Here is a 24,972-nt window from a genome sequence, read left to right on the forward strand (position 1 = left end):
GTCGGCGATTGCGCTGACGAATTTGGAGAAAAGCGATGGCGAAGGAAAAGTTCTCCCGCAACAAGCCGCACTGCAACATCGGCACCATCGGTCACGTTGACCATGGCAAGACCTCGCTGACCGCAGCGATCACCAAGGTCCTGGCCGAAACCGGCGGTGCGACCTTCCGGGATTACTCGCAGATTGATGCTGCGCCAGAAGAGAAGGCACGCGGTATCACCATCAATACCGCTCACGTCGAGTACGAGACGCAGAACCGTCACTATGCTCACGTCGATTGCCCGGGCCACGCCGACTATGTGAAGAACATGATCACCGGTGCTGCCCAGATGGACGGCGCGATCCTGGTCGTGTCCGCTGCTGACGGCCCGATGCCCCAGACCCGTGAGCACATCCTGCTCGCCCGTCAGGTTGGTGTGCCGGCCCTGGTCGTGTTCCTGAACAAGTGCGACATGGTCGACGATCCGGAACTGCTTGAGCTCGTTGAGCTCGAAGTGCGCGAACTCCTGAGCTCGTACGAGTTCCCCGGCGACGATATTCCGATCATCAAGGGCTCGGCTCTTGCTGCTCTGGAAAACTCGGATCCGAAGCTCGGCCACGACGCCGTTCTCGAGCTGATGGCTGCTGTCGACTCCTACATCCCGCAGCCGGAACGTCCGGTTGACCAGCCGTTCCTGATGCCGATCGAAGACGTGTTCTCGATCTCGGGTCGTGGTACCGTGGTGACCGGTCGCGTTGAACGCGGCATCGTCAAGGTTGGTGAAGAAGTCGAAATCGTCGGCATCAAGGCCACCCAGAAGACCACCGTTACCGGTGTGGAAATGTTCCGCAAGCTGCTCGACTCGGGTGAAGCTGGCGACAACATCGGCGCCCTGATCCGCGGTGTCGATCGCACCCAGGTGGAACGTGGTCAGGTGCTCTGCAAGCCCGGTTCCGTGACCCCGCACACCGACTTCGTTGCTGAGGCCTATATCCTCACCAAGGAAGAAGGCGGCCGTCACACTCCGTTCTTCGGCAACTACCGTCCGCAGTTCTACTTCCGCACCACCGACGTGACCGGCATCGTGACGCTGCCGGAAGGCACCGAAATGGTGATGCCGGGCGACAACATCAACATGAATGTTCAGCTCATCGTTCCGATCGCCATGGAAGAGAAGCTCCGCTTCGCTATCCGTGAAGGTGGCCGCACCGTCGGCGCCGGCGTCGTCGCGAAGATCCTGAAGTAAGCCTCTTTGAGACAGTCGCGGCGCGCGAGTCTCGCGCGCCGCGAACCTTTTATGTCAGGATTGTGAAGATGAACGGTCAGAATATCCGCATCCGCCTCAAGGCGTTTGACCACCGCGTGCTCGACACCTCGACCCGCGAAATCGTCAATACCGCCAAGCGCACGGGTGCACAGGTTCGCGGGCCGATCCCGCTGCCGACCCGCATCGACAAGTTCACCGTGAACCGCTCGCCCCATATCGACAAGAAGGCGCGTGAGCAGTTCGAGATCCGGACCCACAAACGTCTCCTGGACATTGTGGACCCGACTCCCCAGACGGTCGATGCATTGATGAAGCTCGATCTCGCCGCCGGTGTCGACGTCGAAATCAAGCTCTAAGACAAGAGTTTCCGCGCCTGCCGCTAAATGGGTCCTCTGAAAACATGACCCGGCAGAGCGCCAACAAGAAGGTAAAAACCGATGCGTTCTGGATTGATCGCACAGAAGCTGGGCATGACCCGCATCTTCACCGAGGACGGTAACCACGTCCCCGTGACGGTGCTGGGTTTGCAGAACTGCCAGGTGGTAGGCCAGCGGACCGTCGAAAAGGACGGCTATGTCGCCCTGCAACTGGGTGCTGGCCAGGCCAAGCCCAAGAATGTCTCCAAGGCTGAGCGCGGCCAGTATGCCGTTGCCAAGGTGGAACCTAAGCGCCATGTCGCCGAGTTCCGCGTTGACGCCGACAACCTGATCGAGGTTGGCGCGACCCTGAAGGCTGATCACTTCGCCGAGGGCCAGCTGGTTGACGTGACCGGCACCTCCATCGGTAAGGGCTTTGCCGGCGGTATGAAGCGCTGGAACTTCGGTGGCCTGCGTGCCTCGCACGGTGTGTCCGTGTCGCACCGCTCGATCGGTTCGACCGGTGGCCGTCAGGACCCGGGCAAGACCTTCAAGAACAAGAAGATGCCGGGCCATATGGGCGATCGTCGCATCACCACGCAGAACGTCAAGGTCGTCAAGACCGACGTGGAACGTGGCCTGATCATGATCCAGGGTTCGGTGCCAGGCTCCAAGGGTGCCTGGATTATGATCAAGGACGCCGTCAAGAAGCCGGCTCCCGCGAACGCTGCCTTCCCCGGCTCGTTCGAGGCTGCAGCTTCGGGAGATGCTAAGTAAATGGAACTCCAGGTAACCACTCTCGAAGGCAAGTCGGCCGGTAAGGTCGAGGTCGCGGACGCTGTGTTCGGCCTCGAAGTCCGTCCCGACATCCTGCACCGCATGGTGCGCTACCAGCAGCTCAAGGCCATGTCCGGCACGCATGACGTGAAGAACCGGTCGGAAGGCGCGCGCACGGGCAAGAAGTTCGTGAAGCAGAAGGGTTCGGGCGGCGCTCGTCACGGCGACCGCAAGGCTCCGCAGTTCCGTGGTGGTGGCCGTGCATTCGGTCCGACCCCGCGCAGCCACGCGATCGATCTTCCCAAGAAGGTCCGTGCTCTGGCCCTCAAGCACGCTCTGTCGTCCAAGGCCAAGGCCGGTTCGCTGATCGTGATCGACAGTGTCGCTCAGAAGGAAGCCAAGACGGCTGCCCTGCGCACCACTTTCGGCAAGCTGGAATGGGCAAATGCCCTGATCATCGATGGCGCGAATGTTGACCAGAACTTTGCTCTGGCCGCCCGCAACATCCCGAATATCGACGTGCTGCCGATCCAGGGGATCAACGTTGTTTCGATCCTGAAGCGCGACAAGCTCGTCCTGACCAAGGCAGCGCTGGAAGCGCTCGAAGCGAGGTTCGCATGAACAAGCTTGCCGCATACGACATCGTCCGTAACCCCGTTGTGACTGAAAAGTCGACGATGGCTTCGGAATACAACCAGGTCGTTTTCGACGTGGCGATTGATGCCAGCAAGACCGAGATCAAGGCCGCCGTCGAGCAGCTCTTCTCGGTCAAGGTCAAGGCAGTGAACACCCTGGTCCGCAAGGGCAAGGTGAAGCGCTTCCGTGGCAAGGTTGGTGTTCGCAACGACGTCAAGAAGGCCGTCGTAACCCTGGTCGATGGCCAGTCGATCGATATTTCGACCGGCCTATAAGGGATAAGAGACAGACAAATGGCTCTAAAGACTTACAACCCCACTTCCGAAGGCCGTCGCACGCTGGTGACGACTGACCGGTCGGAACTGTGGAAGGGTGCTCCGGTCAAGGCTCTGACCGAAGGCCTGAGCAAATCTGGTGGTCGCAACAACCGTGGTCGCATCACTGCGTTCCATCGTGGCGGTGGTCACAAGCGCAGCTATCGTATGATCGACTTCAAGCGCGTGAAGTTCGACATGGTCGGGACCGTTGAGCGTCTCGAATATGATCCGAACCGCACGGCCTGGATTGCACTGATCAAGTACGAAGACGGCGAGCTGGCCTATATCGTTGCCCCGCAGCGTCTGGCCGCCGGTGACAAGGTGATCTCCTCGCTCAATGGCGCGGACGTGAAGCCTGGCAACACCATGCCGCTCGAACGCATGCCGGTTGGTACCATCGTGCACAATATCGAGCTCAAGCCCCGCAAGGGCGGCCAGGTTGCCCGTTCGGCCGGTGCGTATGCCCAGTATGTGGGCCGCGACCAGGGTTGGGCCATTCTGCGCCTGAACTCGGGTGAGCAGCGTCGTGTGCATGGCTCGTGCCTGGCCACCGTTGGTGCAGTCAGCAACCAGGACCACTCGAACACCTCGATGGGCAAGGCTGGTCGCAATCGCTGGCTCGGCCGCAAGCCGGTCAACCGCGGCGTGACCATGAACCCGGTCGATCACCCGCATGGTGGTGGTGAAGGCCGTACCTCGGGTGGCCGTCATCCGGTGACCCCGTGGGGCAAGCCCACAAAGGGCAAGCGTACGCGCAGCAACAAGGCTACGGACCAGTTTATCGTTCGCAGCCGTCACGTGAAGAAGGGCAGGTAAGACATGACCCGTTCGATTTGGAAGGGGCCGTTCGTCGACGGCTATCTGCTCAAGAAGGCCGAGAAGGCCCAGACCTCCGGCCGCAATGATGTGGTCAAGATCTGGACCCGTCGCTCGACCATCCTGCCGCAGTTCGTCGGCATCACGTTCGGCGTGCACAATGGCCAGAAGCATGTCCCGGTGCTCGTCACCGAGGAAATGATCGGTCACAAGTTTGGCGAGTTCGCGCCGACCCGTACCTATTACGGTCACGCGGCCGACAAGAAGGCCAAGAGGAAGTAGAGATGAGCAAGCCTAAGACTGAGCGCGCTCTCAAGGATAACGAGGCAAAGGCTGTCCTGCGCATGCTGCGCATCAGCCCTCAGAAGCTGAACCTCGTCGCGCAGTTGATCCGTGGCAAGAAGGTCGAGCGGGCTTTGGCCGATCTCGAATTCAGCCATAAGCGCATCTCCGGCCAGGTGAAGAAGGTGCTCGAGAGCGCCATCGCCAACGCCGAAAACAACCACGGCCTGGACACCGACGCTCTTGTCGTTGCTGAAGCCTATGTGGGCAATTCGCTGGTGATGAAGCGCTTCACCGCTCGCGGCCGTGGCCGGTCGTCGCGGATCGAGAAGCCATTCTCGCACCTGACGATTGTTGTCCGGCAAGTTGAGGAGGCCGCATAATGGGCCAGAAAATCAATCCGATCGGCTTCCGCCTCGGCATCAACCGGACCTGGGACAGCCGTTGGTTCGCCAACAAGGGCGAATATGGTGTTCTTCTTCAGGAAGACCTGAAGATCCGCACCATGCTGATGAAGGAACTGAAGGCCGCTGCGGTCTCCAAGATCGTCATCGAGCGTCCGCACCGTAAGTGCCGCGTGTCGATCCACACTGCCCGTCCGGGTATCGTGATCGGCAAGAAGGGCGCTGACATCGACAAGATCCGCGCCAAGGTGAAGAAGTTCACCGACAGCGAAGTGCACATCAACATCGTTGAAGTGCGCAAGCCGGAAACCGATGCAACGCTGGTTGCCCAGGGCATTGCCCAGCAGCTGGAACGCCGTGTGGCATTCCGTCGCGCCATGAAGCGTGCTGTGCAGACTGCAATCCGCATGGGCGCCGGTGGTATCCGCGTCAATGTTGGTGGTCGTCTCGGTGGTGCCGATATCGCCCGTACCGAATGGTACCGCGAAGGCCGCGTGCCGCTGCACACCCTGCGTGCCGATATCGACTACGGTACTGCTGAAGCCGAAACCACTTACGGCATCATCGGTATCAAGGTCTGGATCTTCAAGGGCGAAGTCCTTGAGCATGATCCGTCGGCCCACGAGCGTCGTGCCACCGAAGGTGGTGAAGGTGGTCAGCGTTCTGAGCGCGAACCGCGCCGTGAACGCGGCGACCGCGACCGCGAACGCGCATAAGAAGGTTAGTTCATTATGCTGCAACCGAAGAGAACTAAGTTCCGCAAGGCCCACAAGGGCCGCATCCATGGCGAAGCCAAGGGTGGTACCACCCTGGCTTTCGGTCAGTACGCACTCAAGGCCACCGAGCCGGAACGCGTCACCGCCCGCCAGATCGAAGCTGCCCGTCGCGCGATCACTCGTGAGATGAAGCGCCAGGGCCGCGTCTGGATCCGGATTTTCCCGGATGTGCCGGTGTCCAAGAAGCCTACCGAAGTCCGTATGGGTAAGGGTAAGGGTTCCGTGGAGTACTGGGCTGCGCGCGTAAAACCGGGTCGTATCGTTTTTGAGATTGACGGCGTACCCGAAGACGTTGCAAAGGAGGCCCTTCGCCTCGGAGCAATGAAGTTGCCGATCACCACGCGTATTGTCACGCGTATTGCCGATTAAGGAACACGAGCATGAAAGCCAGTGATGTGCGGGCCAAGACCGCAGACGAACTGAAAGATCAGCTCGTCGACCTGAAGAAAGAACAGTTCAACCTGCGTTTCCAGCGCGCTACCCAGCAGTTGGAAAAGCCGGCCAGGGTTCGGGAAGTCCGCCGCGATATCGCGCGGATCAAAACCGTCCTCGGCCAAAAGAACGCAGCTAAGTAAGGATTCACACCCATGCCAAAGCGCGTTTTGCAGGGGACCGTTGTCTCCGACGCCAATGACAAGACCATCGTGGTTCGTGTCGAGCGCCGTTTCACCCATCCGCTTCTGAAGAAGACCGTGCGTCGTTCCAAGAAGTACCACGCCCACGATGAAAATAATGTGGCAAAGGTCGGTCAGACCGTGTGGATCGAGGAAACAGCGCCGATTTCAAAGAACAAGCGTTGGTCGCTCGTGCCGGCTTCGTCGCCGTCTGCGTAAGAGAAACAATTCAGGTCGGCGCGCCGGGTGACGGTGCAGCCGATAAACTAGAAGGCATCCAGTCATGATCCAGATGCAGTCCAATCTCGACGTCGCGGACAATTCCGGCGCTCGTCGTGTCATGTGCATCAAGGTGCTGGGCGGTTCGCATCGTAAATACGCCTCGGTCGGCGACATTATTGTCGTTTCGGTCAAGGACGCTATTCCGCGCGGCCGCGTCAAAAAGGGCCAGGTGATGAAGGCCGTGGTGGTTCGCACCGCAACCGACATCCGCCGTCCCGACGGCACCGTCATCCGTTTCGACAAGAACGCCGCCGTTCTTCTGAACAATCAGAAAGAGCCGATCGGCACCCGTATCTTCGGACCGGTTCCGCGCGAACTCCGCGCCAAGAACCAGATGAAGATCATTTCGCTTGCCCCAGAGGTGCTGTAATGGCCGCCAAGATCAAGAAGGGCGATAAAGTCATCGTCCTGGCCGGCAAGGACAAGGGCAAGACCGGTCAGGTCCTGTCCGTCATTCCGTCCGAAACCCGCGCGATCGTCCAGGGTATCAACCTGGTTCGTCGCCACCAGAAGCAGACTGCATCGAATGATGCCGGCATCTTCACCAAGGAAGCGCCGATCCATCTTTCGAACCTGGCGGTCGCCGACAAGGATGGCAAGCCGTCCCGCGTCGGTTTCCAGATCAAGGACGGCGTGAAGACCCGCGTCGCCAAGACCACCGGAGATCAGATCGATGGCTGAGACCGCTTACATTCCGCGTCTCCGGACCGAATACGACACCACGATCAAGGCCGCCCTGCGTGAGCAGTTTGCGTACAAGAACGTGATGGAACTGCCGCGGCTCGACAAGATCGTGCTGAACATGGGCGTTGGCGAAGCCGTCAACGACACCAAGAAGGTGAAGTCTGCCGCTGACCAGCTCGAGCTGATCTCCGGTCAGAAGCCCGTGATCACCCACGCCCGCAAGTCGATCGCCGGCTTCAAGGTTCGCGAAGGCATGCCCCTGGGCGTCAAGGTCACGCTGCGCAAGACGCGCATGTATGAATTCCTGGACCGCCTGGTGAATATCGCCCTGCCGCGCGTCCGCGACTTCCGCGGCCTCAACCCGAACGCCTTTGACGGCCGTGGCAACTATGCCATGGGCATCAAGGAACACATCATCTTCCCCGAGATCAACTATGATCAGATTGATCAGGTCTGGGGCATGGACATCGTGATCACCACGACGGCCCGTACCGATGATGAGGCGCGTGCGCTTCTCAAGGCTTTCAACTTCCCGTTCCGCCAGTAAGCGGCGCCGAGGAAGGGATAAAGGATCAGGACATGGCAAAGACCAGCTCCATCGAAAAGAACAAGAAGCGCGCCGCTCTGGCTCAGCAGTATGCCGCCAAGCGCGCCGCGCTCAAGGCTACCGTCAAGAACCAGGACGCTCCGATTGAAGAGCGTTTCAAGGCCAGCCTCAAACTGGCTGAACTGCCGCGCAATTCGGCCAAGGTCCGCATTCGCAACCGTTGCGAAGTGTCGGGTCGTCCGCGTGGTTACTATCGCAAGCTCAAGATGAGCCGTATTGCCCTGCGTCAGCTGGGCAACCTGGGCCAGATCCCGGGTCTGGTGAAGTCGAGCTGGTAAGGAGAAACATCAAATGAGCTTTTCCGATCCAATCGGCGATATGTTGACCCGCATCCGCAACGCTCAGGAGCGTCGCAAGAATTCCGTTTCGACTCCGGCTTCGACCCTGCGTGGTCGTGTGCTGGACGTTCTCCAGTCCGAGGGTTTCATCCGCGGCTATTCGGAGACCAAGTTCGAGAACGGCGCTGCCGAGTACGAGATTGAACTCAAGTACTCGGACAATGAAGGCGTTATCCGCACGATCGAACGCGTTTCGCGTCCCGGCCGTCGGGTGTACGCATCCGTCAAGAATATTCCGCAGGTTGCCAATGGCCTGGGTGTCTCGATCCTCTCCACCCCCAAGGGTGTGATGGCCGATCACGAAGCCAAGGCTGCCAATGTGGGTGGCGAGGTACTCTGCCGCGTCTTCTAGGCCAATTGGCTTAGGGGATCGGCAAGACGATTACTCAAGGAAGCATTATGTCACGTACTGGCAAGAAACCGGTGGCCCCGGTGAGCGGCGTCACGGTAACGATCAATGGTCGTACCGTCAGCGCCAAGGGCCCGAAGGGCGAACTGAGCCTGCAGCTCATGGATATCGTCAATGTCGAGCAGGGTGATGACGGTATCGTCGTTTCTCCGGCCAACGATACCCGTGAAGCTCGCGCCGCCTGGGGCACCACCCGCGCGCTGATCCAGAACATCGTTACGGGCGTGAGCGCCGGTTTCGAGAAGAAGCTGGCGATCCAGGGCGTTGGTTACCGCGCCGCGATGCAGGGCAAGGACGTCAAGCTCTCGCTCGGTTTCAGCCACGAAGTCGTGTATGAGGCTCCCCAGGGGATCACCCTCGCTGTTCCGGCCCCGACTGAGATCGTGGTGACTGGTATCGACAAGCAGCAGGTTGGCCAGGTTGCGGCTGAGATCCGTGGTTGGCGTCCGCCGGAGCCCTACAAGGGCAAGGGTGTGCGTTACGCCAACGAGCAGGTCTTCCGCAAAGAAGGCAAGAAGAAGTAAGGAGCGCCACAGATGGCTATTTCTGCAAAAGGTGCGGAACGCCGCAAGGCCCGTGTCCGCAAGGCGCTCAAGGCTCGTGCCTTTGGTCGTCCCCGTCTCAGCGTTTTCCGCTCGGACAAGAACATTTACGCCCAGATCATCGACGACACGACCGGCCGTACGCTGGCTGCCGCTTCGACCCTGGAAAAGGACGTGCGCGGTTCGCACAAGAACGGTGGCAACGCCGATGCGGCTGTGGCCGTTGGCAAGCTGATCGCCGAGCGTGGCGTGAAGGCTGGTGTCGGCGAAGTCGTGTTCGACCGTGGCGCCTATATCTATCATGGCCGTGTTAAGGCCCTTGCAGACGCTGCCCGTGAGGGCGGCCTGCAGTTCTAACAACGGCGAGGAAGAGAAATATGAGCAGAGACGTTCAAGAACGCGAAAGCGAGTTCGTCGATCGCCTGGTCCACATCAACCGTGTGGCCAAGGTTGTGAAGGGCGGCCGTCGCTTCGGTTTTGCCGCCCTCGTCGTTGTCGGTGACCAGAAGGGTCGCGTCGGTTTCGGTCACGGTAAGGCCCGTGAAGTTCCTGAGGCCATCCGCAAGGCGACCGAGCAGGCCAAGCGCCAGATGATCCGTGTTCCGCTGCGCGATGCCCGTACGCTGCACCATGATGTCACCGGTCGCCACGGCGCCGGCAAGGTCATCCTGCGTGCTGCCGTTCCGGGTACCGGTATCATCGCCGGTGGTCCGATGCGCGCCGTCTTCGAGACGCTGGGTATCAACGACATCGTCGCCAAGTCGCAGGGCACTGCGAACCCCTACAACATGATCCGTGCCACGTTCGATGCGCTCAAGCGCGTTGACAGCCCCCGTTCGGTGGCCTCGCGTCGCGGCATCAAGGTTTCCGAACTCCAGGCTCGCCGCGGCGAAGCTGCAGTCGAAGCCTGATAGGGGCTCTGGAGAAGTACAATGGCAAAAGACAAGACCATCGTTGTCCAGCAGGTCGGCTCGCCGATCCGCCGTGAAAAGAGCCAGCGCGCGACCCTGATCGGTCTCGGGCTGAACAAGATGAACAAACAGCGTGAGCTGGTTGATACGCCCGAAGTGCGCGGCATGATCAACAAGATCCCGCATCTCGTCCGCGTCGTCGGCGAGTAAAGGAAGGTCGGATCAATGACTCGTTTGAACGAACTTCGCGATAATCCTGGTGCCAACAAGACCCGCGTTCGAGTGGGCCGTGGTATCGGTTCGGGCGTCGGCAAGACCGGTGGCCGCGGTGTGAAGGGCCAGACCTCTCGCTCCGGTGTCGCCATCAACGGATTTGAAGGCGGCCAGATGCCCCTTCACATGCGTATGCCAAAGCGTGGCTTCAACGCCTGGAACCCGAGCGACTTCAATGAAGTCCGCATCGACCGGATCCAGGCCTATATCGACAGCGGCAAGCTCGATGCCAAGGCTGTCGTGGATGCTGCTGCCCTAATCGCCGCTGGTGTTATCCGTCGTCCCAAGGACGGCGTGCGCCTGATCGGTTCGGAAGGGTTCTCGGCCAAGAAGGTCACCTTCAAGGTTGATTATGCCACCAAGGGTGCTGCTGCGGCCATTGAAGCGGCTGGCGGCAAGCTCGACCTTATCCCGGTCAAGGAGACCTGGAAGAAGGCCCCGCGCGCCGAGTAATTCACTTGGCAGGGCGCACCCGGCATGACGCCGGGTGCGTTCTTATGGTTTGTTGCGTCTGGCCGGCACATATCCCATATATGCGTCTCCAGCGCTCCGAGCGCACCTGGCATCCAAGCCGTAGGAGCGAATTATATGGCGTCCGCAGCCGAACAGCTCGCACGTAATCTCAGTTTCTCGACCTTTTCCAAGGCGAAAGCCCTTCAGCAGCGCATCCTGTTTACACTTGGAGCGCTGCTTGTTTATCGTCTGGGCACTTTCATTCCTGTTCCGGGAATTGACCCTGATGCGTTCCGCGCGACATTCGAACAGTCGCAGCAGGGCATCATCGGCATGTTCAACATGTTTGCCGGTGGCGCTGTCGAGCGCATGGCAATCTTCGCCCTGAACCTTATTCCTTACATTACTGCATCGATTGTGGTGCAGGTGGTGTCTACCGCGTCCCCGCGTCTTGAAGCTCTCAAGAAGGAGGGTGAGGCCGGGCGGCGCAAGATGAACCAGTATACGCGCTATCTGGCAGTCTTGTTCTGTGCAGTGCAGGCCTATGGCATTGCCGTTGGCCTTGAGGGCAGCCAGGGCGTTGTGCTCAATCCGGGCTGGTTCTTCCGCATTTCCACGGTGATTACCTTGGTGGGTGGCACCATGTTCCTGATGTGGCTGGGCGAGCAGATCACCGCGCGCGGTGTCGGCAACGGCATTTCGCTGATCATCTTCGCTGGTATCGTGGCGAACCTGCCTGCAACCGTTGCACAGACGCTGGAGCTTGCGCGGACGGGGGCTATTCCTGCGCTCGCCGGGCTCGGCATGCTGGTGCTGGCCCTGGTGGTGATCGCAGTCATCATCTTCTTTGAGCGCGCTCAGCGTCGGCTGCTGATTCAGTATCCAAAGCGCCAGGTCGGCAACAAGATGTTCCAGGGCGATACCTCGCACCTGCCGCTCAAGCTGAACACGTCCGGCGTTATTCCGGTGATTTTCGGTTCTTCCCTGCTGCTGCTGCCGGCGACCATCGCCTCGTTTGCAGCCCAGGGCAATGCGCCGGCCTGGCTCACGACGGTGACGGCCTTGCTGGGTCGCGGTCAGCCCCTCTATCTGGCGCTGTTCGCGTTCTTCATCATTTTCTTCGCCTTCTTCTATACGGCAATCGTGTTCAACCCGACCGAGACCGCCGACAATCTCAAGCGCTCCGGCGGGTTCATTCCGGGTATTCGCCCGGGTGAGCGGACGGCGCAGCACATCGATTATGTGCTGACCCGCATCACGGTGGTCGGCGCGATCTATCTGACGGTCGTGGCGTTGATCCCGGAAGTGCTGTTCAGCCAGCTTGCGGTGAGCCAGTTCATCGGCGGTACGTCGCTGCTGATCATGGTAACGGTCACGCTCGATACGATCACCCAGATCCAGAGCCATCTGGTGGCCCAGCAATATGAAGGGCTGCTGAAGAAATCCCGTCTTGGAGGAGGCAAGCGTCGATGAGGTTGATCCTGTTGGGACCCCCGGGGGCGGGGAAGGGCACACAGGCCAAGATTCTGGTGGAGGCCTACGGCATCCCCCAGCTTTCAACCGGCGACATCCTGCGCGCCGCCATTGCTGCCAAGACTCCGTTGGGCCTGGAAGCCAAGGCGATCGTGGATCGGGGCGACCTGGTTTCCGATACCATCGTCAATGGCATAGTTTCCGAGCGGCTGGACGCGGAAGACTGCAGGCCCGGATTTATCCTGGATGGCTTCCCGCGCACGATTGCGCAGGCCGAGGCACTTGATCAGATGCTTGCGGACAAGGGAATCGCGCTTGATGCCGTCATCGAGATCAAGGCGGAAGCTGACGAGCTGGTGAAGCGCGTCATCAATCGCGCCAAGGAATCGGGCGGCGCCCGTGCCGATGACAATGAGGAAGTGCTGCGCAAGCGCCTCGGTGTCTATTCGGAACAGACTGCGCCGCTGGTGGAATACTATGCCGGCAAGGGCCTGCTGAAGCCCGTCGACGGGATGGCGCCCGTCGAAGAGGTCGCAGCGGCCATCAAGAGTGCCCTGGGCAAGTGAACAATAGGCCGGGTAGGGCAGTTGACTCTGCCCGGTCTTATCCTTAAAGAACCGCACCAGTCTCATGGATCATTGGGCTGGATTCGGTTCTCCCTTAGTTGGGGGTCGAAATCCGGTCCCTTGTTGTTTAAAGGCACCCGCCGGGATGGCGCGTGTGAATGAAGGAGAGCAGACGTGGCTCGTATTGCTGGCGTCAACATTCCGACGAATAAGCGCGTGGTTATCGCGCTACAGTATATTCACGGGATCGGCGAAAAGTTCGCCAAGGACATTACTGAGGGTGCCGGCATTCCGGCGGAGCGCCGCGTCAACGAGCTGACCGACGCTGAAGTGATTCAGATCCGTGAAGCCATCGACCGCGACTATGTCGTGGAAGGTGACCTGCGCCGCAATGTTGCAATGAACATCAAGCGCCTGATGGATCTGGGTAACTACCGTGGTCTGCGCCACCGTCGTGGCCTGCCGGTCCGTGGTCAGCGCACCCATACCAACGCTCGTACCCGCAAGGGTCCGGCGAAGCCGATCGCCGGCAAGAAGAAGTAATTGCCGCCCCGCGCTTGCGGGGTGGTCTTTTGAATTGGGAGCGGCGGGTCAAGCCTTTCCGGAGTTCGCCAGAACTTGCCGGGCAGACTTGGACCGCTTCTTCCGTGGTGGAGCTGCTGGAATTACGGCAGCGCCGATATCCTAGAGGATAGTAATGGCTAAGACTGAAGTCGCGCGCGTCCGTCGCAAGGAGCGCAAGAATATCACTTCGGGCGTCGCTCACGTGAACGCCTCCTTCAACAACACGATGATCACCATCGCTGACATGCAGGGCAACACGATTTCGTGGTCGTCCTCGGGCGTGATGGGCTTCAAGGGTTCGCGCAAGTCGACCCCTTATGCTGCTCAGGTTGCTGCTGAAGATGCGGCCAAGAAGGCCCAGGAACACGGCATGAAGACCCTTGAGGTCGAAGTGCGCGGTCCGGGTTCGGGCCGTGAATCGGCACTGCGTGCTCTGCAGGCCGCTGGCTTCAATGTCACTTCGATCCGCGACGTCACGTCGATTCCGCACAATGGCTGCCGTCCACGCAAGCGGCGCCGCGTCTAACAGGACGATTGGAAGTCTCCCGGCCGATTGAATGGGCCGGGAGTTCTATTGTGTATGCGGCGGAGCGGCCGAAATGGCCGCTAAATTGAAAGGACATTACCGTGACGATCCAGAGGAACTGGCAGGAACTGATCAAGCCGACCAAGCTGGACATTGTTTCGGGCAGCGACAACGCGCGCGTGGCCTCGGTGGTTGCCGAGCCGCTTGAGCGCGGCTACGGGCTTACCCTGGGCAATGCCCTGCGTCGCGTGCTGCTGTCGTCGCTTCAGGGCGCGGCAGTGACCGCTATCCAGATTGACGGCATTCTGCACGAATTCTCCTCGCTGCCCGGCGTGCGCGAGGACATCACCGATCTCGTTCTCAACGTCAAGGAAATCGCCCTGAAGATGGGTGGCGAAGGCCCAAAGCGCCTGACCCTCTCCAAGCAGGGCCCCGGTGCCGTCACTGCTGGCGACATCAAGGTAACCGGCGACATTGAAGTGCTGAACCCCGAGCTGGTCATCTGCCACCTCGACGACGGTGCCGAGATCAATATCGAGTTCACCGTGGACACCGGCAAGGGCTACGTCCCCGCCGACAAGAACCGTCCCGAGGACGCACCGATCGGCTATATTCCGGTTGATGCGCTGTTCTCGCCGGTTCGCCGCGTGAGTTACAAGGTTGATGCGACCCGTGCCGGCGAAAGCCTGGACAAGGACAAGCTGACCCTTTCGGTCGAGACCAATGGCGCGATTTCGCCAGAAGACGCGGTGGCCTATGCTGCCCGTATCCTGCAGGATCAGCTTTCGGTCTTCGTCAATTTCGAAGAGCCCACCAAGGAAAAGGCCCAGGATGCTGTCCCGGAACTCGCCTTCAACCCGGCGCTGCTCAAGAAGGTCGACGAGCTGGAGCTGTCGGTCCGCTCGGCCAATTGCCTGAAGAACGACAACATTGTCTATATCGGCGACCTGATCCAGAAGACGGAAGCCGAGATGCTGCGGACGCCGAACTTTGGCCGCAAGTCGCTCAATGAAATCAAGGAAGTCCTGGCACAGATGGGGCTTCATCTCGGAATGGACGTCAACAACTGGCCGCCCGAGAATATCGATGACCTCGCCAAGCGCTACGAAGATCATTACTGATCCGGCGCTGACCAGACTTTAGGAGATAACCCATGCGCCACGCTTCCCGAGGCCGCAAGTTCAGCCGTACCGCATCGCACCGCAAGGCGATGTTTGCGAACATGTCCGCCGCGCTGATCAAGCACGAACAGATCGTCACCACGCTTCCCAAGGCGAAGGATTTGCGTCCGATCGTCGAGAAGCTCATCACCCTGGGCAAGCGCGGCGATTTGCATGCCCGCCGCCAGGCCATCGCCCAGATCCGCGACGAAGCCATGGTCGCCAAGCTCTTTGCCGTGCTTGGCCCGCGTTATGCCGAACGCCAGGGCGGCTACCTGCGCATTCTCAAGGCTGGCTTCCGCTATGGCGACAATGCCCCGCTGGCCGTGATCGAGTTCGTCGATCGCGACGTTGATGCCAAGGGCCAGGATTCCGGTCCGGTCTTTACGCAGGACGACGAAGCCGAAGCGGCGTAAGTCTTGTCGGCAAGACAGTGATTTGAGGCGGTCTGGGATATCCCGGGCCGCCTTTTTCGTTTGGGGGAGCGAACCATGAAGATCATCCTAGTTACCGGGGCCTCTGGTTTTGTCGCCAAGCATCTGATTGGGCAGCTATTAGCCGCCGGATACCGCGTGCGGGGGACGGTGCGGGGGCAGGGCAAGGTGCCTGGTATCTGGGAGGCGGTTCGCGTTCTTGCGCCTGAGCGGGAAGCGGGTCTCGAACTCGTGGAGGCCGATCTGCTCTCGGATGCCGGTTGGTCTGAAGCCATGGCGGGCGTCGATGCGGTGATGCATGTTGCGGCCGCCATCGTGGCCGAAGAGCCCAGGGATGCCAGCCTTGTCGTGCGGCCTGCGGTGGAGGGCACGGAGCGGGTGTTGCAACATGCGCATGCTGCTGGGGTCAAGCGGGTCATCATGACCTCGTCCATTGCCACGGTCGGCTATGGTCTCGGGCATGAGCGGGGTGTGCGGCGCTACACGGAGGCGGATTTTACCAGTATTGAGACCATGAGGCGCTCCTGGGCCTATTGCATCGGCAAGACGCTGGCGGAGCGGGCGGCCTGGGCCTTTGCGGGGAGCAATGGCATGGAACTGACGACGATCCATCCCGGCGCCATACTGGGGCCGGCGACGGACAAGGACACGTCGATCTCGCTGGGCCTGGTAACGGGCCTGCTGGACGGCAGCACGCCGGCCATGGCGCGGATCGGTTTTGCCATCAGCGATGTGCGCGATGTCGCCGCCATGCATGTGGCGGCCCTCGATAAGCCCGAGAGCATCGGCCAGCGTTATCTCTGCACGGGACCGTTCATGACGTTTGAGCAAGTTGCGGATGTGCTTCGACGCGCTTATCCGGAGCGCAAGATAACCATCAAGGTGGTGCCGGACTGGATCATCCGTATCCTGGCGGCATTGGGTGGACCGGTGCGCCAGATCATCAACGATGTCGGCAACCAGAAGCATTTCGATGGCAGCAAGGGTGAGGCGCTGCTTGGGCGGCCCTACCGATCCAATGAGGAGGCCATTCTGAGCGCGGCGGACAGCGCGATCCGGTTGGGGCTGCTCAAAACGAAGTCAGTGTGAGGTCCCAGGCCTTGTAGAGGGCCTGCAGTTCGGCCTGATCCCGGAGGAGGATATGGGGCAAACCGGACTGTGTTGCCCGCTGCTGGCTCACTCGGGCGGCATTGCGTGTGTGCCAGAGCCAGTGGATCATGTCCCACTTGATCGAGTCCTTGCCGCCGTCAAGCGCTCCAGCACGCGGGGTCTGCCCCAATGTGCGCCGAAAATAGCGCCAGTAGCGGCGCCAGAGATGGTCATCGACCACGATAATGCTGGTGGCCCGCGCGAGACGCTGCGGCAACAGTTTCGTGTAATTGCCGTCCATGACCCATTCCGGCCCGGTGATGGCAGTATCGTGCAGTGCCGCGAACTCGTCGTCAGGCCGTTGTTCCCAATCGGTGTTGGGGAAGTGGCGGAACAGGTCGAGATGCAAGGCCGGGACACCGAGCTTGTCGCCAAGGGCGACTGCCAGCGTTGACTTTCCCGCATTGGTCGGCCCCATGATGATAATGCGGCGACCAAGATCCTTGATCGGCATGAATTCATGCATAGCTGTCCCCAGAGACAAAAATGCCGCCCCAGCGCGCCGGGGCGGCGAAAATAGGTCACGACTTGGCTACTCGGCCGGTGCCATGTCCTTGCCGGTGTAAATGCTGTCGACCCAGAACTGGTCGCGGCGGTCGAAACCGTTGAACGGGGTCAGCGAGGCCTGGGTGTAGGCGCCCATCAGGCCGAACTCGATCCAGTCATCCTCGTCGATATCGCTGGGCAGGGTGAAAACCTGGGGCAGCACATCATAGCTGTCGCAGGTCGGGCCCCACATGGTGAATTCGGAGAACTCGCCATTGTTGTCGTGCAGGCGCGGGCCGCGCCAGACGCGCACCGGCGGGGTGAAGTGCATGAACTTGACTTCCATCAGCGCACCATAGGCGCCGTCATTGACATAGACGGCCTGGCCACCGCGCTGATGCTTCACACGCAGCAGGAGCGAGGTAGAAGAGGTCACAAGGGCCCGGCCTGGCTCGATGATGAGCTCGGGGGCCTTGTTGGGGAAGTGCTCGGCCACGGCCTCGGCAATGGTCTCGAAATAATAGTCCATTGGCGGCGCTTCGCTGGTCGGGTAGGGAGCGGGATAGCCGCCACCGATATTGAGGCGCTTGAGATCGATCCGGGCCTCCTCGACAATGCGTGCCGCCGCGGCGATATGGCGCTCATAAGCATAGGCGTCTTCGCACTGGCTGCCGACATGGAAGCAGAGGCTGGGCGTATAGCCCATCTTCTCGACAGCGGTCACGATTTCGGCCGCAGACTGTTCCATAACGCCGAACTTGATGCCGAAATCGTAGGATTTGAGCGCCTTGCCGGCCTTGAAGCGGGTCGTTACCTCGACGTCCCGGCTGGGCGAGACGATGGAGGCAAGCTGGTCGAGCTGCTGGGGGTGGTCGATGGTAAAGCTGCGCACCCCGAACTCGTCATAGGCGCGTTCGATTTCACGCTTGTTCTTGATCGGGTTGTTGTAGTGCATCACCGCGCCGGGAGCGTAGTCGCGCACCAGTTCCATTTCGGTATTGGAGGCGACGTCGAAGGCCTTGAGGCCCTCGGCATGGAGCTGCGCAATGACATGCGGGCTGGGATTGCATTTGACGGCGTAGGTCAGCAGCCCGTCGAACCCCTTCTGGAACACCCCGATGGCCCTGCGAAACTCGCGCTCCGAGAACAGGAAGGAGGGGAAGTCGGGGGCTTCAGCAGCAATCAATGCCGAGGTGTTGGCATGAATGGTCTTCGGCTCGTCAGTCATTGGACAACAGGCCTTTCGGGGCTGGAGGTCAGGGGAAAATTGAGCGCTGCGTATAGGGCCATGTGCCCCTGGGCGCAAATGTTTATTTGGACTGCAAGCCAACAATGTTGAGGCGTCATTTTCGTGACAGATTCGGGGTGTTCTGGTCGCGCTGTCCACAGCCTGTGGTTCGGCTCACAAACTGATTCCGAAGGATTGGCCATGTCTTTGCGTTCGCTGGTGTTTTCCTGCATAGCCCTTGTTGCCCTGGCGGGCGCGGGTACCCTCGCCTTGACGCCCTGGAACGGCATGCAACCAAGCCTGGCCCAAACGGCGCAGACCAACTCCTCTGAAACGCAACGTGCCATTCCGCGAAGCGATGCACAAATAAAGCTCAGTTTTGCGCCCGTGGTGCAGGCGGTGTCGCCCTCGGTGGTCAATGTCTATGCGACGCGTATCGAGCAACGGGCGGTTTCACCCTTTGCCAATGACCCCTTCTTTTCCCGTTTCTTCGGCGAGCGCTACTTGCAAAGCCGGCCACGCGAATCCCGGTCGCTGGGCTCGGGCGTCATCGTTGAGAGCAGTGGCGTTATCCTGACCAATCGGCATGTGATTGAAGGTGCGACCGATGTGCGCATCGCGCTCAGTGATGGCCGCGAGTTCGACGTGGATGTTGTGATCGAAGACGAGCAGACGGATCTCGCTGTGCTGCGCGTCCGCGACAATGGCGGCGTGGATTTTCCGGCCGTCAGCTTTGCCAACAGCGATGACTTGCTCGTGGGCGATCTGGTGCTGGCAATCGGCAATCCGTTCGGGGTAGGCCAGACAGTCACGAGCGGAATTGTCTCCGCCCTGGCACGCACAGGCGTCGAGGCAAGTGATTATGAGTTCTTCATCCAGACTGACGCCGCGATCAATCCGGGTAATTCCGGTGGCGCGCTTGTCGATCTGAACGGGCAATTGGTGGGCATCAACACCGCCATCTATTCCCAGACCGGCGGGTCGGTCGGGATCGGTTTTGCCATCCCTGCGAACATGGCGCGCCTGGTGGCCGAGGCGGGCGTCAATGGCGGGGAGATCGTGCGCCCCTGGTTCGGCGCCAAGATGCAGCCGGTCAGTTCCGACATCGCAGCAAGCCTGGGCATGGCGGCGCCACATGGGGCGATGATTACAGAGGTGGCCCCGGGAGGACCGGCGGAACGGGCCGGCTTCATGTCCGGAGACGTGATCCTCTCCATTGATGGCCAGCGTGTCGATGATCCCAGCGCCTTCAATTTCCGCCTTGCAACGCGGTCCCTGGGGGCGGAGGCGCAGATGGAGCGGTTGCGTGGGGGTTCAACCGAGACCGTATCGTTCCTGGTAGAAGCGGCGGCGCAGCCTGATGGCACTGCCTTGGCCACTATTTCCGCCAGCTCGCGATTTTCAGGGGTGAGCGTGCGGCAGCTCGATCCGGCCCTGGCCGAGCAGCAAGGGTTGCCATACGACGCCAAGGGCGTGCTGGTGACCGCGGTCGAGCCCGGATCTCCGGCCGAGGCGATGGGATTGCAGGTCGATGATGTCATTCTCGCACTCAACGATATCGAGGTGGTCGATGCGGCTACCTTCGAACAGATCGCCAGCCAGCGGGTGCGCACCTGGCAGATCATCCTGCAGCGTGATGGCCGGGTAACCCGGGCGATTGTTTCTGGTTGATGCACGACGCATTCTGGTCTGCTAGGGAAGGGGCATGTCTGACCTTTTCGCTGCCGCTCCATCAGAAACCGACAAGGCCCGCCCGCTGGCCGACCAATTGCGGCCGCTCAGCCTCGATGAGGTGATCGGGCAAACCCACCTTCTGGGTGAGGGGGGCACGCTGCGGCGCATGCTGGCTTCGGGCCGGTTGGGCTCGCTAATCCTGTGGGGACCGCCGGGCACTGGCAAGACCACGGTCGCGCGTCTGCTGGCCGACCAGATCGGCTATCGCTTCGAGCAGATTTCGGCGATCTTTTCCGGCGTTGCGGACCTCAAGAAGGTGTTCGAGAAAGCGCGCTTTGAGCGCATGTCCGGTCACCAGACCTTGCTGTTCGTGGATGAAATCCATCGCTTTAACCGCGCCCAGCAGGACAGTTTCCTGCCGGTGATGGAAGACGGCACCGTGGTGCTGGTGGGGGCGACGACAGAAAATCCGTCCTTCGAGCTCAATGCTGCGCTGTTGTCGCGCAGCCAGGTGCTGCGATTTGAGTCGCTCGGCCCGGATGATCTGGAAAGCCTTTTGCAGCGTGCCGAGAGTCTCTTGGGTGCGGCACTTCCACTAACGGATGAAGCCCGCGCGACCCTGCTGGGACTGGCCGATGGGGATGGCCGCGCGCTGCTTGGCCTGGTCGAAGAGATCCTGGCTTCCGCGGGCCCGCAAGAGGTGCTCGATCCGACCAGCCTGCTTTCAGTGGTGCAACGCCGGGCGCCGATTTACGACAAGGCGCAGGACGGCCACTACAACCTGATTTCGGCCCTGCACAAAACCATTCGCGGCTCCGACCCGGACGCGGCGCTTTATTACTTCGCCCGCATGCTCGATGCGGGGGAAGATCCGCTGTTCCTGGCGCGCCGCCTGATCCGAATGGCGTCGGAAGATATCGGGCTGGCCGACCCACAGGCGCTGACCCTGGCAGTAGCCGCCCGCGACGCCTATCAGATGCTCGGCTCGCCTGAAGGCGAGCTGTCGCTGGCGCAGGTGGTGGTTTATCTGGCCCTCGCGCCCAAATCGAACGCGGTCTATACCGCATACAAGGCGGCCGTGTCCGTTGCCAAGGCCACCGGATCGCCCATGCCGCCCAAAGTCATTCTTAATGCCCCCACCAAGATGATGAAGGGGCAGGGCTATGGCGATGGCTACATCTATGATCACGACACGCCAGAGGCCTTTTCGGGACAGGAGTATTTCCCGGAAAAGATCGGACGGCAGGATTTCTATCATCCTGTCGAGCGCGGGTTCGAGCGTGATCTGCGCAAGCGGATGGACTATTTCGCCCGGCTCCGCGTGACAAAAAATAGCGCTGATAGCGAGGACTAAGGGATGCAGGCTGTTCTTCTCGTCGGTGCCGGCGGTGCCCTTGGGGCCATGGCGCGCTATGGTGTGTCGGTGGCCGTGGGGCGGCTCTGGCCCACGAGCTTTCCGCTCGGGACACTGGCCGTCAACGTGATCGGCTCGACGGTGATGGGTCTGCTGATTGGAATCCTGGCGCGCACGACACCGCAAATGTCCAATGAGATCAGGCTGTTCATTGCCATCGGCATTCTTGGCGGCTTCACTACATTCTCGTCCTTCTCGCTCGATACCATAACACTGATCGAGCGCGGGGCATTGACGCAGGCCATGGTCTATATCGCCTTGTCGGTTGTGGTTTGCCTCGCCGGGCTATATCTCGGGCTGCTGGTAACAAGAGGCGGCGCAGCATGAGTGGCGTACAACATCGCGATGTAACGGCGGACGATGACGGGATGCGGCTTGATCGCTGGTTTGCCCGGCATTTTCCGCAGCTTGGTTTTGCAAGACTGCAGAAGCTCATTCGCAATGGCGAGGTGCGTGTCGACAAGGGGCGGGTGCAGACCAGTACGCGTCTGGCCGAGGGGCAGATTGTCCGCATTCCGCCGATTGACGATCCGGATACCGTCCGCGCATTCAAGCCGAACCTCGAAGATGTCAGGTTCCTCAAAGACCTGATCCTCTATGAGGATGACGATCTGTATGTCTTCAACAAGCCCCATGGCCTTGCCGTGCAGGGGGGCAGCGGCACCGTCCGGCATATGGATGGACTGCTGAAAAACCTGCCCAACAAGGCCGGCGAGGCCCCGCGCCTCGTGCATCGGCTGGACCGGGACACCTCCGGCTGCCTTGTTGTTGCCAAGACAGCAGCCGCGGCCAAGCATTTCGGGTCCGTGTTCCGGTCGCGTTCTGCGCGCAAGATCTATTGGGCAATCGTTGCGGGCAATCCGTCGCCACGGCAGGGCGAGATTTCCTGCTTTCTGGCCAAGCAGGCCACGACCGACGGAGAGCAGATGGTTGTGGTACGCAATGGCGCGCCTGGTGCCGTGCATTCGTCGAGCTATTATTCCACCACTGATACCGCGAGCCGGCGCTTCGCCTGGGTGACGCTGAAGCCGGTGACCGGCCGGACCCACCAGTTGCGCGTGCACATGGCCCAGCTCGGTACGCCGATCATCGACGATCCGCGCTATTTCAACATCGAGAACTGGCAGGCAGCGCCGGGTCTGGGGGAGGGGTTGCACCTGCACGCCCGGCGCATCGCGCTGCCACTGCGCAACGGCAAGAAGATCGATATCTCCGCGCCGCTGCCGCCGCATATGCGGCAGAGCTTTGAAGCGCTCGGGTTCGATCCGGATCGCTATGATGCACAAAATACCGATCCGGAGTCCGGGGCGTGAAACTTGTCATGTTCGACATGGACGGCACGCTGATCGATACCCAGGCGCTGATTGCCGAGCACATGGCGACAACCTTTGCAGAGGCGGGCCTGGATGTCCCTGGGCCAGGTGCGGTGCGCAGGATCATTGGACTGTCCCTGCCCAAGGCAATGCTGCAATTGCTCGGCCGGGACGATTACGACCTCGCCGAGCGGCTGTCCGAACGGTACCGCGCACATTATCGCGGATCGCTGGTGGCCGCCGAGGGGCGCGAAGGCCTGTTCCCCGGCGCACGCGAAGCCCTTGAGCACCTTTCCGCGCAATCCGAGGTGGTTATGGGGATTGCAACCGGCAAGGGCCTGAACGGGGTTCATCGGCTGACACAACTGCATAACATCGCTCACCACTTCGTGACGTTGCAGACCCCGGACAATAATCCGTCCAAGCCTCATCCGGGCATGATGCTGCAGGCTATGGCCGAGACCGGTGCGGAGAAGCACCGCACCGTCATCATCGGCGACACGACATTCGACATGGAAATGGGCAAGGCCGCCGGCACCAGGACCATAGGGGTCACCTGGGGATACCATGACGCAGTTGAACTGCGCGGCGCGGGGGCCGATATGCTGATCGAAGGCTATGAGGACCTTCCGGCGGCCATAGACAGCATTCTGGAGAACTGAAATGCGAGACCAGCTTGAAGAGGCGCTCCGGCACCAGGATGCCGGCTATGGGCGCGCGCAGCACCTGAACAGGGTGGAACTGCCCAAGCGGTTCTACAAGTCCGTCGATGTCGCGCGTAGTGAAGAGGGCTATGCGGTCACGCTTGACGGTCGCCCCGTTCGAACGCCGGGCAAGAAGATCCCAATCGTCTTGCCGGTCCTCGATCTGGCTCAACACAAGGCGGAAGAATGGGCAGCACAGGGCGAGTTCATCGACCCGGCCACCATGCCCATGACGCGGCTGATCAACTCGGCGGTCGAGAGCGGCGAGGACATGATCCCGGCCTTTCGCGCTGAAGTCGGCAAGTTCGCAGCCAATGACCTGCTGCTGTACCGCGCCGATTCCCCCCAGGAACTGGTAGTCGAGCAGGAGCGGGTCTGGGACGGCGCCTTGGTAAAGCTTGCGCGCAAGTTCGACGTCGCCTTTCAGCCGACCATCGGCATTATTCACCAGCCCCAGCCATCGGCCACGCTTGAAAAGCTGGATGCCGCGCTCGAGGGGCAGGGCTTGCTCAGCCTGACAGCGCTGGTGTCGATCACCGGGATTACCGGGTCGGGCTTGTTGGCTCTGGCCTTGCTGCACGAGCTGATGGATGCCGACGCGGTCTGGTTCGCCGCCCATGTGGACGAAGACCACCAGATCCGGCTTTGGGGCGAGGACGAAGAGGCCATGGAGCGTCGCGCCAAGAGACGGGTCGAGTTCGATATTGCCGTTCGTGTCGTCGACGCGCTGCGCTAGACTTGGCGGCGAACAATCCAGTCGGCCGTTTCCGGTGATATTTCGCGCAAGGGATCCAGCACAAAATCGCGTTCATGGGCGAAACGGTGGGGCAGGATGAGCTTGGTCGAGTCCATCTCCACCCGCTCATAGGCGATAATGTCGATATCGATGAGGCGCGGGCCCCAAACTTCGTGGCGCACCCGGCCCATGTCGCGTTCGATGTCGAGGCATGTATGCAGCAAGTCGACGGGTAACAGATCGGTTTCGACCGTTGCGGCCATATTGGCGAAATCGGGCTGGTCGGTCTTGCCCCAGGCCTTGGTGCGGATAACGGTCGACTGTACGACCACGCTGATTGCCTGATGTGCGTTGAGCCGGGTTATGGCATCAGCCAGTTGCGCGGCAGGGTCACCGATATTCGCGCCTAAAGAGAGCCAGGCCGTCGGCATCAGACCGGCCTTACGCGGTGCAGCTCTATCGCCGCTTCGCCTCGCACCATGGCGATCGGTGCCTCGGGCTTCCGCACGCGCACAATTACCCAGTCGATATCGCTGAATGCCTCGAACAGGGAGGTGCAGATATTCTGGGCCAGGGCCTCGATGAGCTTGGTGCGTTTCGTCTCGAACGTTGTCTTCACCACATCGTAGATGTCGGCATAGGACACTGTGTGGCCGATCTCGTCGGTGTTGCCGGGGGCGGCAAGGTCGACCCCACATTGCAGATCAATGAAGAAGCGTTGCCCCAGCTTTGCTTCTTCATTGAACAGGCCATGATAGCCGTAAAATCCCAGATCATTGAGGATAATGCGGTCGCCGGAAAAGGGTGTGGTCATCAATTGG

39 protein-coding genes are annotated in these 24,972 nt (G+C 60.7%); 35 read left to right on the forward strand and 4 right to left on the reverse strand.

The features are described 5' to 3' along the window. Positions 1–35 precede the first annotated feature (35 nt). From tuf to DDE76_RS05305, 29 genes are all read left to right on the forward strand, one after another. A complete protein-coding gene (gene tuf, locus DDE76_RS05165; protein ID WP_104894172.1) occupies positions 36–1,226 on the forward strand; it encodes an elongation factor Tu in 1,191 nt (396 codons plus the stop codon). Positions 1,227–1,294: 68 nt separating this feature from the next. Further along, positions 1,295–1,603, forward strand: coding sequence for a 30S ribosomal protein S10 (rpsJ, locus tag DDE76_RS05170; protein WP_035080820.1), 309 nt, complete (start codon positions 1,295–1,297; stop codon positions 1,601–1,603). An 81-nt stretch (positions 1,604–1,684) separates the two neighbouring features. Further along, a complete protein-coding gene (rplC, locus tag DDE76_RS05175; RefSeq protein ID WP_104894173.1) occupies positions 1,685–2,380 on the forward strand; it encodes a 50S ribosomal protein L3 in 696 nt (231 codons plus the stop codon). Further along, a complete protein-coding gene (gene rplD / locus DDE76_RS05180; protein ID WP_104894174.1) occupies positions 2,381–3,001 on the forward strand; it encodes a 50S ribosomal protein L4 in 621 nt (206 codons plus the stop codon). Continuing rightward, entirely contained in the window at positions 2,998–3,291 is a 294-nt protein-coding gene (locus DDE76_RS05185; RefSeq protein ID WP_104894175.1) for a 50S ribosomal protein L23, read from the forward strand. The genes rplD and DDE76_RS05185 overlap by 4 nt, the downstream gene beginning before the upstream one ends. A gap of 18 nt (positions 3,292–3,309) precedes the next feature. Further along, a complete protein-coding gene (gene rplB, locus DDE76_RS05190) occupies positions 3,310–4,149 on the forward strand; it encodes a 50S ribosomal protein L2 (protein WP_104894176.1) in 840 nt (279 codons plus the stop codon). Positions 4,150–4,152: 3 nt separating this feature from the next. Beyond that, positions 4,153–4,431, forward strand: coding sequence for a 30S ribosomal protein S19 (gene rpsS / locus DDE76_RS05195; protein ID WP_104894177.1), 279 nt, complete (start codon positions 4,153–4,155; stop codon positions 4,429–4,431). Between the two features lie 2 nt (positions 4,432–4,433). After that, complete coding sequence (gene rplV / locus DDE76_RS05200; RefSeq protein ID WP_067453330.1) at positions 4,434–4,814, forward strand: 50S ribosomal protein L22; 381 nt, start codon at positions 4,434–4,436, stop codon at positions 4,812–4,814. After that, the gene (gene rpsC / locus DDE76_RS05205) at positions 4,814–5,551 is read left to right on the forward strand and encodes a 30S ribosomal protein S3 (protein WP_104894178.1); all 738 of its coding nucleotides are present in this window, start codon (positions 4,814–4,816) and stop codon (positions 5,549–5,551) included. The genes rplV and rpsC overlap by 1 nt, the downstream gene beginning before the upstream one ends. A gap of 15 nt (positions 5,552–5,566) precedes the next feature. Then, the gene (gene rplP / locus DDE76_RS05210; protein WP_104894179.1) at positions 5,567–5,980 is read left to right on the forward strand and encodes a 50S ribosomal protein L16; all 414 of its coding nucleotides are present in this window, start codon (positions 5,567–5,569) and stop codon (positions 5,978–5,980) included. An 11-nt stretch (positions 5,981–5,991) separates the two neighbouring features. Further along, the gene (gene rpmC, locus DDE76_RS05215; protein WP_104894180.1) at positions 5,992–6,186 is read left to right on the forward strand and encodes a 50S ribosomal protein L29; all 195 of its coding nucleotides are present in this window, start codon (positions 5,992–5,994) and stop codon (positions 6,184–6,186) included. 12 nt (positions 6,187–6,198) lie between these two features. Further along, positions 6,199–6,444: a 30S ribosomal protein S17 gene (rpsQ, locus tag DDE76_RS05220; RefSeq protein WP_104894181.1), complete on the forward strand. Its 246-nt coding sequence runs from the start codon at positions 6,199–6,201 to the stop codon at positions 6,442–6,444. A gap of 64 nt (positions 6,445–6,508) precedes the next feature. Next, complete coding sequence (gene rplN, locus DDE76_RS05225; RefSeq protein WP_104894182.1) at positions 6,509–6,877, forward strand: 50S ribosomal protein L14; 369 nt, start codon at positions 6,509–6,511, stop codon at positions 6,875–6,877. Beyond that, positions 6,877–7,188 carry a 50S ribosomal protein L24 gene (gene rplX / locus DDE76_RS05230; RefSeq protein ID WP_104894183.1) on the forward strand — a complete coding sequence of 104 codons (312 nt, stop codon included), beginning with the start codon at positions 6,877–6,879 and terminating at the stop codon, positions 7,186–7,188. The genes rplN and rplX overlap by 1 nt, the downstream gene beginning before the upstream one ends. After that, positions 7,181–7,738, forward strand: a complete 558-nt coding sequence (gene rplE / locus DDE76_RS05235) for a 50S ribosomal protein L5 (protein WP_104894184.1) — start codon at positions 7,181–7,183, stop codon at positions 7,736–7,738. The genes rplX and rplE overlap by 8 nt, the downstream gene beginning before the upstream one ends. 32 nt (positions 7,739–7,770) lie before the next feature. Continuing rightward, complete coding sequence (gene rpsN / locus DDE76_RS05240) at positions 7,771–8,076, forward strand: 30S ribosomal protein S14 (protein ID WP_104894185.1); 306 nt, start codon at positions 7,771–7,773, stop codon at positions 8,074–8,076. A 13-nt stretch (positions 8,077–8,089) separates the two neighbouring features. Then, the gene (rpsH, locus tag DDE76_RS05245; RefSeq protein ID WP_056308241.1) at positions 8,090–8,488 is read left to right on the forward strand and encodes a 30S ribosomal protein S8; all 399 of its coding nucleotides are present in this window, start codon (positions 8,090–8,092) and stop codon (positions 8,486–8,488) included. Positions 8,489–8,535: 47 nt separating this feature from the next. Then, entirely contained in the window at positions 8,536–9,069 is a 534-nt protein-coding gene (rplF, locus tag DDE76_RS05250) for a 50S ribosomal protein L6 (protein ID WP_104894186.1), read from the forward strand. 12 nt (positions 9,070–9,081) lie between these two features. Then, positions 9,082–9,444, forward strand: a complete 363-nt coding sequence (rplR, locus tag DDE76_RS05255) for a 50S ribosomal protein L18 (RefSeq protein WP_104894187.1) — start codon at positions 9,082–9,084, stop codon at positions 9,442–9,444. Between the two features lie 20 nt (positions 9,445–9,464). Continuing rightward, the gene (gene rpsE / locus DDE76_RS05260; protein WP_104894188.1) at positions 9,465–9,998 is read left to right on the forward strand and encodes a 30S ribosomal protein S5; all 534 of its coding nucleotides are present in this window, start codon (positions 9,465–9,467) and stop codon (positions 9,996–9,998) included. 21 nt (positions 9,999–10,019) lie between these two features. Continuing rightward, entirely contained in the window at positions 10,020–10,208 is a 189-nt protein-coding gene (gene rpmD, locus DDE76_RS05265) for a 50S ribosomal protein L30 (protein WP_104894189.1), read from the forward strand. 15 nt (positions 10,209–10,223) lie between these two features. Then, a complete protein-coding gene (gene rplO / locus DDE76_RS05270) occupies positions 10,224–10,724 on the forward strand; it encodes a 50S ribosomal protein L15 (protein ID WP_104894190.1) in 501 nt (166 codons plus the stop codon). Positions 10,725–10,859: 135 nt separating this feature from the next. Next, positions 10,860–12,197: a preprotein translocase subunit SecY gene (secY, locus tag DDE76_RS05275; protein WP_104894191.1), complete on the forward strand. Its 1,338-nt coding sequence runs from the start codon at positions 10,860–10,862 to the stop codon at positions 12,195–12,197. Then, a complete protein-coding gene (locus DDE76_RS05280) occupies positions 12,194–12,763 on the forward strand; it encodes an adenylate kinase (RefSeq protein ID WP_104894192.1) in 570 nt (189 codons plus the stop codon). The genes secY and DDE76_RS05280 overlap by 4 nt, the downstream gene beginning before the upstream one ends. Before the next feature lie 174 nt (positions 12,764–12,937). Further along, positions 12,938–13,306, forward strand: a complete 369-nt coding sequence (rpsM, locus tag DDE76_RS05285; RefSeq protein WP_104894193.1) for a 30S ribosomal protein S13 — start codon at positions 12,938–12,940, stop codon at positions 13,304–13,306. 154 nt (positions 13,307–13,460) lie between these two features. Then, a complete protein-coding gene (gene rpsK / locus DDE76_RS05290) occupies positions 13,461–13,853 on the forward strand; it encodes a 30S ribosomal protein S11 (protein ID WP_046104437.1) in 393 nt (130 codons plus the stop codon). A 95-nt stretch (positions 13,854–13,948) separates the two neighbouring features. Further along, positions 13,949–14,974 carry a DNA-directed RNA polymerase subunit alpha gene (locus tag DDE76_RS05295; RefSeq protein WP_245891818.1) on the forward strand — a complete coding sequence of 342 codons (1,026 nt, stop codon included), beginning with the start codon at positions 13,949–13,951 and terminating at the stop codon, positions 14,972–14,974. A 32-nt stretch (positions 14,975–15,006) separates the two neighbouring features. Then, a complete protein-coding gene (rplQ, locus tag DDE76_RS05300; protein ID WP_104894195.1) occupies positions 15,007–15,429 on the forward strand; it encodes a 50S ribosomal protein L17 in 423 nt (140 codons plus the stop codon). Positions 15,430–15,504: 75 nt separating this feature from the next. After that, positions 15,505–16,536, forward strand: a complete 1,032-nt coding sequence (locus DDE76_RS05305; RefSeq protein WP_104894196.1) for an NAD-dependent epimerase/dehydratase family protein — start codon at positions 15,505–15,507, stop codon at positions 16,534–16,536. Here the strand turns inward: DDE76_RS05305 and DDE76_RS05310 are convergent. Together DDE76_RS05310 and DDE76_RS05315 are read right to left on the reverse strand one after the other, a co-directional pair. Continuing rightward, entirely contained in the window at positions 16,517–17,062 is a 546-nt protein-coding gene (locus DDE76_RS05310) for a P-loop NTPase family protein (protein ID WP_104894197.1), read from the reverse strand. The genes DDE76_RS05305 and DDE76_RS05310 overlap by 20 nt on opposite strands. 66 nt (positions 17,063–17,128) lie before the next feature. Further along, on the reverse strand, positions 17,129–18,310 hold the full coding sequence (locus tag DDE76_RS05315; RefSeq protein ID WP_104894198.1) for a type III PLP-dependent enzyme domain-containing protein: 1,182 nt from the start codon (positions 18,308–18,310) through the stop codon (positions 17,129–17,131). Between the two features lie 288 nt (positions 18,311–18,598). On the opposite strand from DDE76_RS05315, the gene DDE76_RS05320 reads away from it, so the two are divergent. From DDE76_RS05320 to DDE76_RS05345, 6 genes are read left to right on the forward strand one after another with little or no spacing between them, the layout of a single operon-like run. After that, positions 18,599–19,981, forward strand: coding sequence for a Do family serine endopeptidase (locus DDE76_RS05320; protein ID WP_104895017.1), 1,383 nt, complete (start codon positions 18,599–18,601; stop codon positions 19,979–19,981). A 34-nt stretch (positions 19,982–20,015) separates the two neighbouring features. After that, positions 20,016–21,338 (forward strand): replication-associated recombination protein A, encoded by a 1,323-nt coding sequence (locus tag DDE76_RS05325; protein ID WP_104894199.1) that lies wholly within the window; start codon positions 20,016–20,018, stop codon positions 21,336–21,338. 3 nt (positions 21,339–21,341) lie between these two features. After that, positions 21,342–21,725, forward strand: coding sequence for a fluoride efflux transporter CrcB (crcB, locus tag DDE76_RS05330; protein ID WP_104894200.1), 384 nt, complete (start codon positions 21,342–21,344; stop codon positions 21,723–21,725). Next, positions 21,722–22,711 carry an RluA family pseudouridine synthase gene (locus tag DDE76_RS05335; protein ID WP_104894201.1) on the forward strand — a complete coding sequence of 330 codons (990 nt, stop codon included), beginning with the start codon at positions 21,722–21,724 and terminating at the stop codon, positions 22,709–22,711. The genes crcB and DDE76_RS05335 overlap by 4 nt, the downstream gene beginning before the upstream one ends. Beyond that, the gene (locus DDE76_RS05340; protein WP_104894202.1) at positions 22,708–23,373 is read left to right on the forward strand and encodes an HAD family hydrolase; all 666 of its coding nucleotides are present in this window, start codon (positions 22,708–22,710) and stop codon (positions 23,371–23,373) included. Before DDE76_RS05335 ends, DDE76_RS05340 begins: the two co-directional genes overlap by 4 nt. Before the next feature lies 1 nt (position 23,374). Further along, positions 23,375–24,151, forward strand: coding sequence for an ATP12 family chaperone protein (locus DDE76_RS05345; protein WP_104894203.1), 777 nt, complete (start codon positions 23,375–23,377; stop codon positions 24,149–24,151). Here the strand turns inward: DDE76_RS05345 and folK are convergent. After that, positions 24,148–24,582, reverse strand: a complete 435-nt coding sequence (gene folK / locus DDE76_RS05350; RefSeq protein WP_104894204.1) for a 2-amino-4-hydroxy-6-hydroxymethyldihydropteridine diphosphokinase — start codon at positions 24,580–24,582, stop codon at positions 24,148–24,150. The two genes, DDE76_RS05345 and folK, sit on opposite strands and share 4 nt — an antisense overlap. Then, complete coding sequence (gene folB / locus DDE76_RS05355) at positions 24,582–24,965, reverse strand: dihydroneopterin aldolase (RefSeq protein WP_104894205.1); 384 nt, start codon at positions 24,963–24,965, stop codon at positions 24,582–24,584. Before folB ends, folK begins: the two co-directional genes overlap by 1 nt. Between the last annotated feature and the right edge of the window lie 7 nt (positions 24,966–24,972).

The sequence above is a fragment of the Devosia indica genome, assembly GCF_003056405.1.
Classification (GTDB): Bacteria; Pseudomonadota; Alphaproteobacteria; order Rhizobiales; family Devosiaceae; genus Devosia; species Devosia indica.